The sequence below is a fragment of the Streptosporangium sp. NBC_01469 genome (assembly GCF_036227305.1).
Classification (GTDB): domain Bacteria; phylum Actinomycetota; class Actinomycetes; order Streptosporangiales; family Streptosporangiaceae; genus Streptosporangium.
The window spans coordinates 7,242,421-7,258,361 of the sequence record NZ_CP109465.1 but is presented as its reverse complement, the minus strand read 5'-3'; the positions used below and the strand labels follow the sequence as shown (position 1 = coordinate 7,258,361).

The 15,941-nt window shown below is 70.5% G+C and carries 15 protein-coding genes; 8 read left to right on the top strand and 7 right to left on the bottom strand.

Features of this window, described 5'->3' with window-relative positions; genetic code table 11:
- Window positions 1-23: 23 nt before the first annotated feature.
- From OG587_RS31980 to OG587_RS31965, 4 genes are all read right to left on the bottom strand, one after another.
- A complete protein-coding gene (locus OG587_RS31980) occupies window positions 24-656 on the bottom strand; it encodes a maleylpyruvate isomerase family mycothiol-dependent enzyme (RefSeq protein WP_329081872.1) in 633 nt (210 codons plus the stop codon).
- Between the two features lie 61 nt (window positions 657-717).
- Window positions 718-2,022: an RNA polymerase sigma factor gene (locus tag OG587_RS31975; protein WP_329081869.1), complete on the bottom strand. Its 1,305-nt coding sequence runs from the start codon at window positions 2,020-2,022 to the stop codon at window positions 718-720.
- A 5-nt stretch (window positions 2,023-2,027) separates the two neighbouring features.
- Window positions 2,028-2,375 (bottom strand): YciI family protein, encoded by a 348-nt coding sequence (locus OG587_RS31970; RefSeq protein WP_329081867.1) that lies wholly within the window; start codon window positions 2,373-2,375, stop codon window positions 2,028-2,030.
- 360 nt (window positions 2,376-2,735) lie between these two features.
- Window positions 2,736-4,007: a serine hydrolase domain-containing protein gene (locus OG587_RS31965; protein WP_329081865.1), complete on the bottom strand. Its 1,272-nt coding sequence runs from the start codon at window positions 4,005-4,007 to the stop codon at window positions 2,736-2,738.
- Between the two features lie 939 nt (window positions 4,008-4,946).
- On the opposite strand from OG587_RS31965, the gene OG587_RS31960 reads away from it, so the two are divergent.
- A complete protein-coding gene (locus tag OG587_RS31960; RefSeq protein WP_329081863.1) occupies window positions 4,947-6,425 on the top strand; it encodes a condensation domain-containing protein in 1,479 nt (492 codons plus the stop codon).
- A gap of 266 nt (window positions 6,426-6,691) precedes the next feature.
- On the opposite strand, the gene OG587_RS31955 is transcribed toward OG587_RS31960, so the two are convergent.
- Window positions 6,692-7,291 carry a TetR/AcrR family transcriptional regulator gene (locus OG587_RS31955; RefSeq protein ID WP_329081861.1) on the bottom strand — a complete coding sequence of 200 codons (600 nt, stop codon included), beginning with the start codon at window positions 7,289-7,291 and terminating at the stop codon, window positions 6,692-6,694.
- A 117-nt stretch (window positions 7,292-7,408) separates the two neighbouring features.
- On the opposite strand from OG587_RS31955, the gene OG587_RS31950 reads away from it, so the two are divergent.
- Window positions 7,409-8,230, top strand: coding sequence for an SDR family NAD(P)-dependent oxidoreductase (locus tag OG587_RS31950; protein WP_329081859.1), 822 nt, complete (start codon window positions 7,409-7,411; stop codon window positions 8,228-8,230).
- A gap of 178 nt (window positions 8,231-8,408) precedes the next feature.
- Here OG587_RS31950 and OG587_RS31945 read toward each other — a convergent pair whose 3' ends face one another.
- A complete protein-coding gene (locus tag OG587_RS31945) occupies window positions 8,409-9,359 on the bottom strand; it encodes a sporulation protein (protein WP_329081857.1) in 951 nt (316 codons plus the stop codon).
- Window positions 9,360-9,660: 301 nt separating this feature from the next.
- Here OG587_RS31945 and OG587_RS31940 point away from each other — a divergent pair, with 301 nt between their 5' ends.
- From OG587_RS31940 to OG587_RS31930, 3 genes are all read left to right on the top strand, one after another.
- Window positions 9,661-10,689: an LLM class flavin-dependent oxidoreductase gene (locus OG587_RS31940; protein WP_443075276.1), complete on the top strand. Its 1,029-nt coding sequence runs from the start codon at window positions 9,661-9,663 to the stop codon at window positions 10,687-10,689.
- Between the two features lie 777 nt (window positions 10,690-11,466).
- Window positions 11,467-12,021, top strand: a complete 555-nt coding sequence (locus tag OG587_RS31935; RefSeq protein WP_329081708.1) for a hypothetical protein — start codon at window positions 11,467-11,469, stop codon at window positions 12,019-12,021.
- A 15-nt stretch (window positions 12,022-12,036) separates the two neighbouring features.
- Window positions 12,037-12,855 (top strand): hypothetical protein, encoded by an 819-nt coding sequence (locus tag OG587_RS31930; protein ID WP_329081706.1) that lies wholly within the window; start codon window positions 12,037-12,039, stop codon window positions 12,853-12,855.
- Between the two features lie 131 nt (window positions 12,856-12,986).
- On the opposite strand, the gene OG587_RS31925 is transcribed toward OG587_RS31930, so the two are convergent.
- Window positions 12,987-13,379 carry an ATP-binding protein gene (locus tag OG587_RS31925; protein ID WP_329081705.1) on the bottom strand — a complete coding sequence of 131 codons (393 nt, stop codon included), beginning with the start codon at window positions 13,377-13,379 and terminating at the stop codon, window positions 12,987-12,989.
- 426 nt (window positions 13,380-13,805) lie between these two features.
- On the opposite strand from OG587_RS31925, the gene OG587_RS31920 reads away from it, so the two are divergent.
- From OG587_RS31920 to OG587_RS31910, 3 genes are all read left to right on the top strand, one after another.
- Window positions 13,806-14,306, top strand: coding sequence for a methylated-DNA--[protein]-cysteine S-methyltransferase (locus OG587_RS31920; RefSeq protein ID WP_329081703.1), 501 nt, complete (start codon window positions 13,806-13,808; stop codon window positions 14,304-14,306).
- A gap of 66 nt (window positions 14,307-14,372) precedes the next feature.
- Window positions 14,373-14,852, top strand: coding sequence for an RNA polymerase sigma factor (locus tag OG587_RS31915; protein WP_329081701.1), 480 nt, complete (start codon window positions 14,373-14,375; stop codon window positions 14,850-14,852).
- A gap of 179 nt (window positions 14,853-15,031) precedes the next feature.
- Window positions 15,032-15,895 carry an LLM class F420-dependent oxidoreductase gene (locus OG587_RS31910; protein ID WP_329081699.1) on the top strand — a complete coding sequence of 288 codons (864 nt, stop codon included), beginning with the start codon at window positions 15,032-15,034 and terminating at the stop codon, window positions 15,893-15,895.
- Window positions 15,896-15,941: the final 46 nt, after the last annotated feature.

The window sequence follows — 15,941 nt, the reverse complement described above, 5'->3', positions numbered from 1 at the left end:
CCGGCGCCTTGTGGCGCCCCCGCCTACAGCGCGGCCGCGACCCGCTCGACACCCGGCCCGGACAGGCCCGCGAGCCCCGCGGCCCGCCCGGTCGCCAGCAGGAGGAGATCACCCGCCGGCCCCCGGACCTCGTCGGGACCCTCACCCGCCGACCAGTCCAGGTCGGTGGCGACCAGCCTCGTGCCGCGCAGGCGCCTGGGGGCGCCGTAGAAGCCGGTGCCCAGGACGCGGCCGAGCCCCGCGACCGCCCGCTCGGCGGGCATCTCCCGCACGCGCCCGAGCGGGCGCGCGATGTCCTGCCCGTGCACCAGCGCGTCGACGAGCGTGTCCAGCGGACGGGAGCCGAGCCCGCGACGGCGTGAGCCGGCCGTCTCACGGAACTGCGCGACGAGCTCCGCGGGCCCGAACCTGGCCGCCCGCTCCCGCGCCTGGTCGGCGAACACCCGGTTGATGTCGCCACGCGTCCGGATCACGCCCCTGAGCGTGTCGAGGAACAGGGTGTGCGTGGACAGCGTCAGGTGAGCGACCACGTCGTGCGTCGTCCAGCCGGGGCAGAGGGAGGCCACCTTCCATTCGTGATCGTCGAGTTCGTCGAGGAAGGCGGCCAGGCTGAGCCGTTCGTCCTCTATCCAGGAAAAGATCTTTCCATCGTCCATGTCAGGCTCTTCTCGGTCGGATGCGTAGGTGATGGCGACGGCCGGGAGGTGTTCCCCGCCGTCAGGCGCGGGCCGTACCGCCGGGATCGGCGGTCTCGACCTCATTGAGCCTGCGCAGCAGGTGCGCCCGCTCGGGTTCGGTGCCGACCAGGTCGAGCGCCTGCCGGTAGGCCGCCGCGGCCTCGGGGAACCGCCCGAGCCGGTGCAGCAGGTCCGCCCGAGCCGTCGGATAGGGGTGGTGGTCGCGCAGCCGCGGCTCGCCGGCCAGCTCGTCGAGCAGTGCCAGGCCCGCCCGCGGCCCGTCGCGCATCGCCACCGCGACGGCCCGGTTCAGCGCGACGACCGGGGACGGCACGAGGGCGAGCAGCACGTCGTAGAGCGCGACGACCTGCGGCCAGTCGGTGGTCGCGACGTCCGCGGCCTCGTCGTGCAGGGCGGCGATCGCGGCCTGCACCCCGTACAGGCCGGGCGGGCCGCCGGTCAGCGCGACGAGCACCAGGTCACGGCCCTCCTCGATCATGGCGCGGTCCCAGCGGCCACGGTCCTGGTCGTCGAGCAGCACGATCTCGCCGCCCGGTCCGGTCCGGGCGTCACGCCGCGCGTGGACCAGCAGCATCAGCCCGAGCAGCCCGGCCACCTCCCGCTGGGCGGGCAGCAGCCGGCGCAGTATCCGCCCCAGCCGGATGGCCTCCTCGGCGAGGTCGAGCCGCTGCAGATCCGGGCCCGAGCTGGCCGCGTAGCCCTCGGTGAAGATCGAGTAGATGACCTGGAGCACGCCCGGCAGACGCTCCGGCAACTCGTCGGCGCCGGGTACGCGGAACGGGATACGGGCCTCGCGGATCTTCCTCTTCGCCCGCACGATCCGCTGGGCCATCGTCGCGGGCGGGACGAGAAAGGCCCGCGCGACCTCGGGCGTCGTCAGGCCGGCGAGGCAGCGCAGGGTCAGGGCGGTGCGGTCGTCGGCCGGAAGCGCCGGGTGGGCGCAGGTGAAGAACAGCTGCAGCCGCTCGTCGGGCAGATCGCCGTCCGCCTCCGCGGGCGGGGCGGGGTCGGCCCGCTCCGCCTCCACCTGCAGGACGGCGAGCCGGGCGGCGTAGGCCTGGTCCCGCCGCAGCCGGTCGACGGCCCGGCGCCGCGCCGTCGTCAGCAGCCAGGCCCCGGGCCTGGCCGGAACGCCCTCGACCGGCCAGTGCACCAGCGCCGCCTCGACGGCCTCGGAGGCGACCTCCTCGGCCAGGTCGAGGTCGCCGAAGCGACGGACGAGGGAGGCGAGCAGCCGGCCGCGCTCCTCACGGAACATCGACTCCACGGACGACCTGGCATCGGAGACCCGCCCGCCCGTCTGCCCGCCCACCTGCCCGTCCATCGCCGTCAGACCTCGAACTCGTCGATCGGCCGCACCACGACCGACCCGCCGTCACGCGCGCCGGGACAGCGGGCGGCCCAGTCGAGCGCGACGTCGAGGTTCGGTACGTCGATGACGTCGTAGCCGCCGAGGATCTCACGGGTCTCGGCGAACGGCCCGTCCGTGGTGACGGTCCGCTCGCCCGCCGGGCCGACCCGGACCGTCGTGGCGGTGCTCACGTCCTTCAGCGCGTATCCGGAGACCAGGACCCCCGCCTCCCTCAACGCCTTGTCGTAGACCACCCAGTCCTGGAAGTCGCACTCGTCGGCCGCGTCGGCCGTCGCGGCACCGTACATCAGCAATATGTACTTCATGGTCGGCTCCTTGGCGTTTGCCGTGTTCTCGTATGGCGGGCCGCCGTACACCATGACGACGAACGGGACACGGTCGGATCGACACGCCCCATCGGTTTGGCCCTCATGAAATGTCCCGCAGACGGTGCCGGTGTGTCGACCGGGCGGGGGCCTTCCACGACCGAGCACGCGCCGGCACCGGACACCGGCACTCCGAAGCGGAGCACGCGCGAGCGAAATCGTCGTCGACTTCGTCACCGAGGCGTGGCGCGAGATCCTGGTGGTGAGGACCGGCTGGGCAAGCTGGTGCGCCGCCTCCCGGGCCGGCAGTTCCAAGATCAGCTTATGGCCGCTTTTCTCCGTGTCACGGCCGGTCCCGAGCTACGCGCCGGTGATCAGGCGTCGTTCCAGGTCGATGATCGGCTCGATGCTTTGCAGGTCGTAATTGCTGAGGATGACGGCTGTCCAGTCCATGTCGAGGTAGACGGACCAACTGGTCGATATGCCGCCTGCGCCACCTCCGTGGGTGACGATGCGCTGGTTGTTGTAGGTAGCGGCCACTGGCCCGTATGCCTGGAAGGTCTCCCCGCGAAGGGAGCTGCCGGAGGTGTTCTCCCTCAGCGGCTTGGCGGAGATCTTTCCGTTCACGTACAACTCCGTGTAGGGCCGGGCGGTGAGCTTGCCTCCTTGCAGCGCGACCGCGAAGCGCACGAGGTCCGGGGCGGTGGAGAAGCCGTTGCCACCGCCTGTCCCCATCCATCCCCGGGCGGAGTTGCTGCCTTGGCCGGCGTCGCCGTAGACGGAGCCCTTGTCGAGGTTGCGGACGGCGTCGACCCGCGTGCCGTCCTTTTGATACATATACGGATGGGCGATGCGCTTGTCGGCCAGCCACTGGCGGCGGTCGTAGTAGGCGGAGTCCTTCATGCCTGCCGGGACGAAGACGTTCTGGCGGACGTAGTCCTGGAACGACGTGCCGGAGACCTTCGCCACGAGTTCGCCGAGCAGGGTGTAGCCCATGCTGCTGTAAGCCTTCTTCGTCCCTGGGGCGAACTCCAGCTCGAAGGTCTTCAGATTCGCCCAGAAGTCCGCCACCTGCTCCTCGTAGCTGTTGTGGATCTTCTCCGGCGGCGGCTGCTCGCCGGCGCGCCGGGCGTCGCCCAGGCCACTGGTGTGCGTAAGGAGATGATGCACGGTGATGCGTTCGGCCATCCCCGCCGGTAGGCCGTTTAGATGCTTGCTCACCAGGTCGTAGAACTTGAGCTTGCCCTGCTGGACGAGCTGCACGACAGCCAGCCCGGTGAACGGCTTGGAGGTCGAAGCCAAAGCGTAGATGGTGTCGATCTTGTTCGGGACCTTGCCTTCCTTGTCCGCCCAGCCGTAGGCGCGGGCCAGGACCTGGCGGCCGCGGTGTGCGATCATCACGGTGCCGGAAAACTGATCCTTGTCCGCCAGTTCTTTGATGTGCTGGTCGAAGGCGCCTCCGGGGCGCAGGTCCTTGGGGATCCGGCCAGAGCCTGACGAGAGGTCGGCGTTCGCCTCTGCAGTTCCTTGCGCGGCCAGGAGACCACCGGCCGCCAGCGGGACCGCGCCCAGGAACCCGAGGGCGGAACGGCGCGAAGGGTTGTGGTCATGCGAGCGACGCGACAACATCATGGAAGTCCTTTTACGAGGAGTGACGTACGAGGGGATACCAGCACGCAGTGCGTTTCCTCCGCGTTTCCGTTGCCCCCGGCGAGGCGCCCTCGCCGTCCGGATCCGGATCGGGAACCGCGATCAAATCCTCCAGCGCGGCCACCACCGGGTCCTGCCCGCGGTGACGTTGCTGACCGAGTGGCCGACCGGCACTCAAGCGCCCACCGAGTACTGGCTGACCAGACTGAGCGCCGAGGTCCCGCTGCGGTGCCCCCTATGAGGTCGTGAGGCGAAGCCGGATGGCCCAGGGACCGGGTCGGCCCTTCCCGCCGAGCGTGGCGGTGTTGACAGACGGTGGCCCGGTGAGGGTTCGGGAGTCCATCCGGCCTCGGTGCGATGCCGGAAGCGGGGGCGGCGGCGAGTGCGGGGCGCCGGTGTCGCCGGGGTCGGTGCCGGTCGCGGAGAGGACGGGACGGTCGCCCTGCCGTGTCACCGTAAGGACGCGGCCCTTTGTGACGGTTGGAAACGAGCGCGAAACCTTGACGGATTCGGCACGTGATCTCTAGCCTCGCGAGGCGACCGGCCCGACACGAGATCCCCGAAAGAGTGCTCCTCGTCGACGACCTGCCGCGGAACCACCGGGAAAGGAAGTCGCGCGGCCTGTTCGGCGCCGCGACGGGTCAGCGGGAAGGCGCGTGAGATGTCGGTATCTCTGGTAGACGAGCGGGGCAGGGAGTCCTTCGCCCGGCGGGGGACGTGGACCACCGGGCGAGTGGGCGCCGGGAGCCGGGGCCAGGCCATGACATCCGCCGGGGACCGGGCTCACGCTGTGTCGCCCGCGTCGCCCGCGTCGCCCGCGTCGCCCGCGTCGCCCGCGTCGCCCGCCGTCCGGTTCCGTGGCCCGCTCGACGTGACGGCGTCCCCCGTGGCCGGCGTGGCCGAAGAGATCGTCCGATCCCGATGACGGCCGGTCACGTGTCGCGGCGTACGGTCGTCGTGGAGTTCGCCGGTGCCCGGGGCGGGGAGGCTCCGCTGACCTGGGGGCAGTCGTCGATCTGGCGGTTGACGACGTGGCGTCCCGAGGGTGATCCCTACTTCAACATCTCCTGGGTGTTGCCGGTGTATGGCAGGCGTGGTCTTGAGGTGGTTCTAGGGGCGATGCGGCGGTTGGTGGAGCGGCATGAGACGTTGCGGACGAATTTCCGGCGGGGGCCTGAGGGCATGGCGCAGCATGTGGCGCGGGCGGGGCGGGTGACGATCGAGGTCGTGGAGGCGGGGGAAGCGGGTGGCCTGGTCAGGCCGATGGCGGTGGCGCGGGAGCTGGCCGGGAGGCTGGCGGCCGCGGTGTTCGATTACGCGGCGGAGCTGCCGGTGCGGTGTGCGGTGGTGATGGTGGGCGGGCGGCCTCGGGCGGTGGCGTTCGGGTTGTCGCATCTGGCGGCCGATGGGGGCGCGCTGGATCTGCTGGCGGCCGACTGGCGTGATCTGCTGGCCGGTTGTGAGGGGCCTGATCCGGGGTGGCAGCCGATGGATCAGGCGCTTTTCGAGCGGGAGGGGCCGGGGGCGGCGCGGGGGGAGCGGGCGTTTCGGCATTGGCGAGCGGTGCTGGAGCGGGCGCCTGGCTCGATGTTCGACTATCCGCCGTATCCGGCGGAGGAGCCGAGGTTCATCCGGGTCCGGATGGAGTCGGTCGCGCTCGGGGTGGCGGCCGATACGCTGGCCGCGCGCTGGAGGGTGAGTTCGGCCAGTGTGCTGACCACGGCGAGTGCGGTGTTGTTGTCGGCGCTGACCGGGCATCGGCGGGTCGTGATGCAGCTCATCGCGGCCAACCGGCACGATGCGCGGATCGGCGGGCTGGTGGGCCCGGCCGCGCAGGACGGGATCTTCGCGTTGGATTTGCCTGGCGGAACTTTGGCCGAGGCCACCCGTGTGGGGCACCGGCAGGCGCTGACCGGCTATCAGCACGCGCTCTACGAGCCGTTCGAGATGATGGCGCTCCGGGCTGAGATCGGCCGCGAACGGGGCGGCCCCATCGACCTGTCGGCCTACTTCAACGACGCTCGAAGCACCGGCGACTGGCCCGAGCTGCCCGCGGTGGAGCCGCCGGGAGACCCCGCGGCGATCGCCGCGCTCACCGAGCGGACCACGTTCTCCCTCACCGGCTCCTGGACGGAGGTGGACGCCACGGCACAGTTCGCCACCGGCCAGGCCAGGCACACCTGCGAGCTCTCCCTGCTGGCCGACACCGCCTACCTGCCCCGGGCCACGGTTCACGCGCTGTTGCGCGGGATGGAGACCCTGCTGGTGCGGGCCGTCGCCGAGGAGGTCCCCCTCGACACCGTCGCCGCGCTGTGCGGCATCACCCCGGTCGAACGCCCCGACGGCTGGGACCGCTCCAGGTCGGCCCTCGGGGAGTACCCGAACGGAAAACAGCGGTAGCGGAGCGATCTTGGTTCCGGTTCGGCGACGTGCCTGTTTCTCGGCCGCTACGCCTTCACTCGCCCGCCGGCGCCGGGCCTGCGGCACCTGCGCGCGCCCCGCACACGGATGACGAGACGGACGACGCCGAGGACGGACAGCCACCCGTACGATCAAGAACGGTCCGGTCCCGGAGTCACCGCCTCCGCACCCCGACTGCCGAGCAGATTCGCTCAGGAGTCAGGAGCCGACCGGGCCGAGCCCTGCGGATATGGGCCCACTCCTGTTCAGGGGCCGAAAGCTCTGAGGGTCACGTCGACAAGTGAGTCGGCGTACGTGGCGGTCAGCGGACCGCTGCGGTGCAGCCACCGCTGGAAGAGGGGGGCGTAGAGCACTTCGAGGACCAGGTCGAGGTCGGCGTCTGCGTCGAGCTGGCCGACTTCCTGGGCGCTGCGCAAACGTGCTTTCTTCACCTCTTCCAGCGGCTGGGACAGCTTCTCGCGGTACTCGGCCGCCAGCGCGGCATCGTTGGCGATCTCGGTGTTGAAGGCCCGGATCAGCCGGTCGAAGGACGGGTCGGCGAACTCCTCCGCCGTGGCACGCATGACAAGCTTGAGGTCTGCCTCAAGGTCTCCCGTGTCCGGCAGCGCGACCGACTGCCCGTCCGCGTCCTCACTCAGAGCCAGAAGGGCGGCGAAGACGACCGCGCTCTTCGACGGCCACCGCCGATAGATCGTCTGCTTGCCGACGCCGGCCCGGGCGGCGATGGCTTCGACGGTGACCTTCTCGTACGCCTCCTCGGTGACCAGGGCGCGGGTAGCCGCGAAGATTGCCTGCCGGGACCGCTCCTTGCGCCGGGAGTGGTCCGGCCCCTTCTCGTTGGACATGCCGCTCAGCCTACCCCTGAAACTAAACGAGACGATCCGTATTGACGGATTGGGGGCGATATCCTAGATTCAAAACGAATCGAGACGAACCGTTTTCTTTACTGAGAGTGAGACGCCGTGGCGAACGCAAGAGTCTGGCTCATCACCGGCGCATCCCGCGGCCTGGGCAGGGCTTTCGCCGAGGCCGCCTTGGCGGACGGCGACCGCGTAGTGGCTGCCGCCCGCAACGTCGAACCCCTGGAGGAACTGACCGAGAAGTACCCCGACCGCCTTGTCCCGCTTCCGTTGGATGTCACCGACCGTCAGGGCGTGTTCGACGGGGTGGAGCGGGCGGTAGCTGCGTTCGGCAGGCTGGACGTTGTCGTCAACAACGCCGGCGTATTGCTCTACGGGATGGTGGAGGAAGCCACGGAGGAGCAGATCCGGGCGCATATGGATGTGAACTTCTTCGGCGCTGTGTGGGTGGCTCAGGCGGTCCTTCCTCACTTGCGCGCCCAAGGCGGGGGACGACTCCTCCAGGTCACCTCGATGGGCAGCGGCGGTGGTATGGCCACCGTCGGCTTCTACGGCGCAGGCAAGGCCGCGCTGGACTCGGTCAGCGAGGCGCTGGCGATGGAGGTCGAAGGTTTCGGCGTCAAGGTCACCATCGTGCAGATGGGCGGCTACAACACCGGCCTGTTCACCGCCGGCACCACGAACACCGAACCCCTGGCGCAGTATCAGCCCCTGCGCACCGAGATGGAGGCGATGTGGGGCGACGCCGTCGCCCCGGAGCCGGGCACCGCCGCTTCGGTCATCATAAAGCTGGCCGCACTGCCGGACCCGCCCCGACGGCTGATAATCGGCAGCCAGTCCTTCGATCACGTCTTGGAGATGGACCAGGCCCAAGCGGATCTGTATCGATCTTGGGAGCATCTCAGCCGTATCGCCCCCGGCTGACCGGGCCCCGCGCCACGACATTCCCGTCCCCGTCCCGCTGCGCAGTCGCGGGGACGGGCGTGTGCCGAGAAGCACGCTGTACCGGCAGGGACCGTTACGACGGCCCGTCCCGCGATGTCGCGGGACGGGCCGTCACCGTCCTGGGGCGCGCGGGCTCATCGGGTGAGTCGCGGCGCGGTCACTCCTCCTCTTCCCCCTCGTCTTCGAAGATCTCGTCGATGACCTCGGCGGCCACGAAGCCACCGGCCACACCGGCGGCGACGCCGCCCCAACCGGGGCCGCGTCCCTCGTGATGACCGTGGTGGGAGTCGTGGCGGGCGTACGGGTCGTGACCGCCGTACTGGAAGCCGCCGTGAGACCGCTGGGCCAGCGCGGCCAGCCAGCCGTTGATCTCCGAGGCCCAGTCGCGGTGCGCCGCCTCCTGGTGACCCGCCTGCCAGCGGCCGAAGGCGTCACCCCCGGATCCGTGACCGCCGGAGCGCTTGTCGGCCTCCACCACGACGTCCAGACCGGCGGGACCGGCGACGAAGGTCAGCTCGACCTCGTTGATCTGCCCGGCGTAGGCGGGCGGCGGGTAGAACTCGATCTCCTGGTAGAACGGCAGTTGCTGGCTGAGGCCGTAGATGTGGCCCCGCTCCACGTCGGCGCCCTTGAACTGGAAGCCGAGCCGGACGAAGGCGTCCAGCACGGCCCGCTGGGAGGCGAGCGGCTCGATCTCGACCGGGTCCATGTCGCCCTTGTCGATGGCCGCGGCGATCGCCAGCTCGGTGCGCACCCCCATGGCCATGCCGTGCAGGTGCTGTCCGGCGATCTCGGTGACCGGAGTCTCCCACGGCACCGGGAACTGGAAGGGGACGACCTTGTCCTCGCCGCTGCGCAGCCGGAACGCTCCGGAGACCTGTGCGCGGTGAAACTCCACCAGGCCGATCTGCTCACCCTCGCCGTGCTCGGATTCCAGCCGGGTGACCAGTCCCAGCGCGATGTACTCGATGTCGGCGTCGAAGTCGCCGCCCTTGACGCGTACCTCGCCGCTCAGCGGCTCGCCGGGCCGCGCCCGCGGGGTGGCCAGGACGGTGTCCACCGAGGGCGCTCCGACCCCGAAGGCTCCCAGCATCCGTTTGAAGATCACGGGTTTCCTCTCCTCGTTCACGTGCGTTGTGCTGTGACCGCACGTCAAACGATCACCATGGGGTCGCGGTTCCCCCCGGAGCGGATCGGCGGGTAAAAAGTGCTCCTCACCTGGGGGCCAAGCTCTCATCCGGGGGCCGGGCCCGCGTCGCGCCGGTCACGGCGTCCGGACGGGCGGTCCGACGACGAGGAACACCGGGGTGAACACGCGACGGCCGGCCCGTGGTCCTCGGCTCGCGCGGCTTCTCCCCGCGCGAGCCGGTCCGGTGAATTCGCAGCCGCCGGCCCGTATGTGAGAGAGCATGAGCAGGGTGCGGATCGGAATCTTCCTGGTCGCGGCGGGTTTCCCCGGCAGGCCGCAGGGACGGGTGCTGCGCGACTGCGTGGAGGCGATCGCGGTCGCGGAGGAGGCGGGGTTCGACGACGCCTGGATCGCCGAGCACCACTTCATGTCGTACGGGGTCTGCCCGTCGGCGGCCACGCTGGCGGCCGTGGCGCTCGGGCGCACGCGGACGATCGGAGTGGGGACGGCCGTGAGCGTGCTGTCCACGCAGCACCCGGTGGCGCTGGCCGAGCAGGCGGCGATGTTGCACCACCTGTCCGGCGGGCGTTTCGCGCTGGGGGTCGGCAGGGGCGGACCCTGGGTGGACCTGGAGGTGTTCGGCACCGGCCTGGCGAGGTTCGAGCACGGCTTCGCCGAGTCGCTCGACCTGCTGTGCCGTGCCCTGGGACAGCGCACCGTTTCGGCCGAGGGGGAGTTCTTCCGCTTCCGTGAGGTCGCGATGGTACCGGCGGCGTCGGTGCGGCCCGTCGTGGCGTGCACCTCGCCGGGGACGGCGCGGCTGGCGGCCGGGCGGGGGCTGCCGATGCTGCTCGGCATGCACATGGACGACACGGACAAGGCCGCGATGCTCGCCGGTTACGACGCGGCGCGTCCACCCGCGCCCGGAGCCGCTTCGCCGTTCCCGCCGGACGCGGGCGCGGTCCGGCACGTGGCCGCCGTCGTCGGGTACGTGGCCGACTCGACGAGGGCGGCCGTGCGGGAGTTGAAGACCGCCATGCCCCGCTGGCTGGAGCCCGGCCTGGCGGGGTACGTGCCGGTGGACGACCGGCGGCGGCCCACGCGGGACGTGGGGGAGTACGTCGGTTTCCTGACCGGCGTCCATCCGGTGGGTGACGCCGACCACTGCGTGGAGACGATGAGGCGCACCCACGAGGTGACCGGGCTCGAACACCTGATCCTGATGGTCGAGGGTGCGGGTGAGCACGCCCGCACCCTGGAGAACATCCGCAGGCTGGGCGCCGAGGTGCTGCCGAGGCTCAGGGGCTGACGGTCCACGACCGAGGTGCCGGGGTGGACCGCGCACCGGAGTGTCCGCATCGGGGTGTCCGGGAACCGCTCTGGGTGCGGACCGCCGTGCGGGCGGGTGTCGCGAGTCCGCGTTACCGGTCGCGAACGACCGCTTCTTATTGATCTACATTGTAAAGGCGCTCGGGCGATTTCAAGATCATTTATAAAAGAACGGACTAAAGACTCCACCCCGAAAAGACAGGCCCGATGGTCGTGGCGGCGTTGATGGACGGCCCGATGTGGTGACCCGTGTCGCGCGGACGCATCTCATTCGACGGGCGGTCGGCCGGAGCCGGTTCCCGGGACTGGGGTCGGTGTCGAACACATTTCACCGACTTTGGGGGATCGCGGGAATTTATGTTTTTGTCCGTATTTTTCGCTGCCGCACGCGAGAGGTGGGCCGACGATGGATGGCCTGGTCAGGGCGTCGATCGCACGGGTGCCGACCGGCCCGCCGACGTCGTCGACGGTTAGGTGTGCGGAAATCTAATTCCCTATTTCGGGCTTGTAGGGCGTTGTGTCTAAAAATCCCGCTAAATCAGTTATCTGGCGAGCCGGTGGGATGTATGTGAAATTGCACGTCATATAGCAACGAAACACTGCTTAACAATTTTAATTTTCTTGACACGATAGAACGTCAATGACACGTTTGTTTATGCTGCGCGCCGATCGAAGTCAGCGCTGTGTGTATTCCCACCGCCGGACAGGGGCGCGCGGTAGTCCCTGATCATGCTCGACTCAGCTCGGAGGTGCGGTCATGCGTCACTCTTTTCGTACGATCTCCACGACAGCCGGCATCGTGGGTGCGGTGCTGCTCGGGATGTCGCAGCCCTCGGCGATCGCGGCCCCGGCGCGATCCGCGCCTCCTCCCGCCCCTGCGCCCGCTCCCGCGCCCGCCCCCGCCGGAGGCGAGGCGAGCACGAGGAACACGAGCTCCCCGACGAACAACCGGTCGACTTCCGCGGTGTGCTTCTTCGAGACCAGAGGCGACTACGTCCACGTCTCCAGTTCCGCCTTCGAGGCGTCCGGGCACGGCTGGTGGGTCAACGGTAACTGCAACGCCACGCTGGCGGTCGTCACGGTGCAGCTGCAGCAGTATTACGCTGACGGGAGCTGGAGAAACGCCGGCACGGTGGGCAGCGCGACGGTGAGGTCCGGCGGCGGGGCCGGTAACCGTGCGACCGGTCGCGCGGGCTGTAACAACGGCAGCCTGACCGGCTGGCGCAGCGTCGTCGACGTGGACCTGGTCGGCCTGCCCGACGACCCGGGCAAGCTCGTCACCCCGGCGCGAAACATCTACTGCAGGCGGTAATTCGAAGGGGGCGGCGTGAGTATCAGGCCCGACAGCACCATGCTCGCGGCTCTGTACGGTGAGCTGGTGCCGCATCCGTGGCGAGATCCTCTCGTCGCCTCCTCGGACGCCTACAGCCTGTTCGTCGCGAGGTCGTCCGCGATGGGATGGCTCACCGAGGCTGTGGAGAGCGCGTCCGGCGGCCTGTGGGGTATGAACGACGCCGGGCAGGATCCGGTCCCGGGATCGCGACCGGCACGCGTGGCGTGGTTTCAGGTGTCGTTGACCACGCCGGTTCCGGCGGGCCGGCCGTTGCCGGTGCAGGAGTTCCTCTCGTGCGCGGGCGACGTCGTGGCCCGCGTCGGCACTCCGCGCCTGCGGGCGGTTCAGGTTCTGCTGCCCGTGCAGAGCCTCGACGTGCCCGCGGGCGCGTCGTGGCGCGTGGGCGCGGTGACGACCCTGCTTCAGGACGCCGGTTGGTTCGCCGACAGCGACCCGGGTCTGAGAACGCGGGTGCGGGTGACGTTGGACGGCGGGCAGGATCCGTCCATCCGCTCGGCGGCGCCCGAGATGCTCCGGTGGATACGGGAGCTCGATCAGGACGTCTTCTCGTGCGACTCGGTCTCCGTGACGGACGACGACGGTGTGGTCCTGGAGCCCGCCGTCATCGACGAGGTGTGGCTCGGGCCCGCCCGCCACCGGGCCACCTTCCGGGGCACCCTGGCCGAGTGGTCGTTGGACGCCCTGGGCTGGCTGGCGGCCTTCCTCGCCGACGCGGGTTCCCGGTACGGGGTCGGCACCCCGCTGATGTTCACGGCCGGCCCATCCGAAGGGCCGGATCCGCACGTCGGCTGAGCCCGGCGGCGCGCCGTGCGAGAAGCGCGGCCTTGCCGGGGGCGCGGGACGGCGGGCGGTGGCCGCCGTCCGGTTCTCGTACGGCTTGTGCGCTGCCGGCCGCGTCACGGGCGGTGGCCGCCGTCCGGTCGTCAGGTGGTGTGCAGGTGCATCCGCAACCGGACGCGGGACTGGCCGCCGCTCTGGCAGATGGTGAACTCGTCGCAGAGCCGGCCCATCAGCCACAGCCCGAACCCGCGAACCGAGCCGGGGGTGGGCCTGCGGTGGTCGGCCTGGTCGGGGGCCAGGCGTCCGGCGTCGTCGACGACGTCGACGACGAGGTCCGCCTCGTCGCGCCAGACGCTCACGGTTCCGGCCGCGTCGCCGTGTTCCAGCACGTTGATGACGGCCTCGTTGGCCGCCAGCAGCAGGTCGTCGCGTCGGGTTCCGGCCAGCCCCACCTGGCTCGCGTAGCGGTGCAGATGCCGGCGCAGGCCGATCAGATCGGGGCTGATCGGCCAGTGGCCACGCTGATCGGTGTGCATGCCTGTCCCCTTACGTGAGGGCCGCCTGTGGCTTTCACCGGGGGCGCTACCGACGTGTCCGCCAGAACCAGAACGGTCGCTGTGGAGGTTGTGAAGGTTCCCTACCCGTCCGGACCTGCTCAATCATCCCTTTGTGGTGGGAGCGCTCCATCCCCAGGTGAGGCCGTCCGGATCGCGCCCGGTCGTGCCGCCGGGCCGTGACCGGTGGGCTTCGGGGCCGGGCGCCGGCATCCCGGCGCCGCGTGTCGATCATTCCGGGGCGGGCATGATCACCGGAGGCGGCTGGAGGGGGGCGGCGGCTCAGCCGCGGGGTGACCGGCGTCCGATGATCTCCGCGGACCGGCCTCACGTTTTCCGGCCGCCGGACGTCTTCAGGGGGTGAGGGGCCGCACCGGTGGTCCCGCAGCCCTGGAAGGGACGAGTGACATGGCCAGGACCCACACCGTCATCGCGTCGCCGCTGGGTGACCTGACCGCGGTCGCCGAGGACGGCGTGCTGTGCGGGCTGTACTTCGAGCGGCACCTGCGCGGCCCCGCGCCGCAGGACCGGGGAACCTACGACGAGTCGGGTTTTGAGGAGGTGCGCCGCCAGCTGGGGGAGTACTTCGCCGGTGAGCGGACCCGCTTCGAGCTCCCCCTGGCGCCTCGGGGCGACGAGTTCCAGCAGCGGGTGTGGCGGCTGCTGACGGAGATCCCCTTCGGGGAGACCCGCTCGTACGGGGAGCTCGCGCGGCGGCTGGGTAACGTGTCGCTGGCCCAGGCGGTCGGCGCCGCGAACGCCCGCAACCCGCTGAGCGTGATCGTGCCCTGTCACCGGGTGGTGGGCGCGGACGGCGGCCTGACCGGCTACGCCGGGGGCCTGGCGCGCAAGCGGTTCCTGCTGGATCTGGAGGAGCCGGCCGAGCGGAAGGCGGCGAGGCTGTTCTGAGCGACGACCCCACCTCCCGGCGGGCCTGGCCCCCGGGAGGCGACCCCTCGACGACAAGGTAGGACCATGCGACCCTTCGAGCAGATCATCACCGAGTACGGCCCCGTGGTGCTGCGCGTGTGCCGGGCCGTCCTCGGCCCTCAGGAGGCTGAGGACGCCTGGTCGGAGACCTTCCTGTCGGCGCTGAAGGCCTACCCCGACCTGCCGCCCGACGCGAACGTCGAGGCGTGGCTGGTGACGATCGCCCACCGCAAGGCCATCGACGTCACCCGCGCCGCCGCCCGCAGGCCCACCCCGGTGGAGACGCCACCGGAGCACCCCAGCCACATCGGCCGCCCCGAGGACTGGGACGGCGACCTGTGGCGGGCGCTCAAGGCGCTACCGGCCCGGCAGCGCCAGGCGGTGGCCTACCACTACCTGGCCGGGCTGCCCTACAAGGAGATCGCCGCCCTGCACGGCGGCAGCACCGACGCCGCCCGCAGAGCCGCGGCCGACGGCATGGTGATCTGTGTTCCTTGTCGCCGGGGGCCGACGGTGCGGTGGTGACGGGAGCCCCCGGGGTGTTTTTTGCGGGGGCCGGGCGTGGCCTGTGAGATAATTGTTCGTACGGTGCCCTCTCGGCTCCGGGTTCAGCGACCCGGGCGAGAGGGTTTTTTCATGCCCGCGATGACACGTCATCCTGTCATCCCGCGGCGGGCATGCTCCCCCGATTCAAGGAGTGTTCGATGAAACTCGGTCTGACCTGCCCTCGTTTCACCTGGCCCGGTGGCGACGCCGCCATCGCCGGCCGGTTCGCGGCCGTCGCCCGCGGTGCCGACGAGGCGGGGCTGCACAGCCTGTGGGTGATGGACCACTTCTTCCAGATCCCCAACTTCGGCGCGGTGGAGGATCCGATGCTGGAGGCGTACGGCGCGCTGTCCTATGCCGCGGCCCTCACCGGCCGGGTCACGTTGGGCGCCCTGGTCACCGGTGCCGTCTACCGTGAGCCGGGGCTGCTGGTGAAGCAGGTCAGCACCCTGGACGCGCTCTCCGGCGGACGCGCCGTCCTCGGTATCGGCGCCGGCTGGTACGAGCAGGAGGCGCGCGGTCTGGGCCTGCGCTTCCCCTCCCTGGCCGAGCGGTTCGAGCGGCTGGAGGAGACGCTCCAGATCGCCAGGCAGATGTGGGGGGAGGAGGACGGGCCGTACGAGGGCAGGCACTACAGGCTGGAGCGTACGCTCAACGCGCCGCAGGCGCGCCCGCCGATCCTGATCGGCGGCAGCGGGGAGAAGAAGACCCTGCGTCTCGTCGCCGAGCACGCCGACGCCTGCAACCTCCTGTACGGCGCCGACGTGCGGCACAAGCTCGGCGTGCTGCGCGCGCACTGCGAACGGCTGGGACGACCCTACGAGGAGATCGAGAAGACCCTCCACATGCGCATTCCCGACGGCCAGGATGTCGAGGAGAGTGTCCGGCGCTGCGGTGAGCTGGCCGCCCTGGGGATCGACCACGTCATCGTCGCCGTTCCCGACGCCGCCGCCGACTCCTGGCTCGCGCACTTGGCCGCGCTCGCCGCGCGGATCTCCGCCATCGTCCCGGCCGGGCGCTGAGCGGGCACGGGGGGGCCTTCGAGCCGGTCCGGGTCCGGTGTCACCC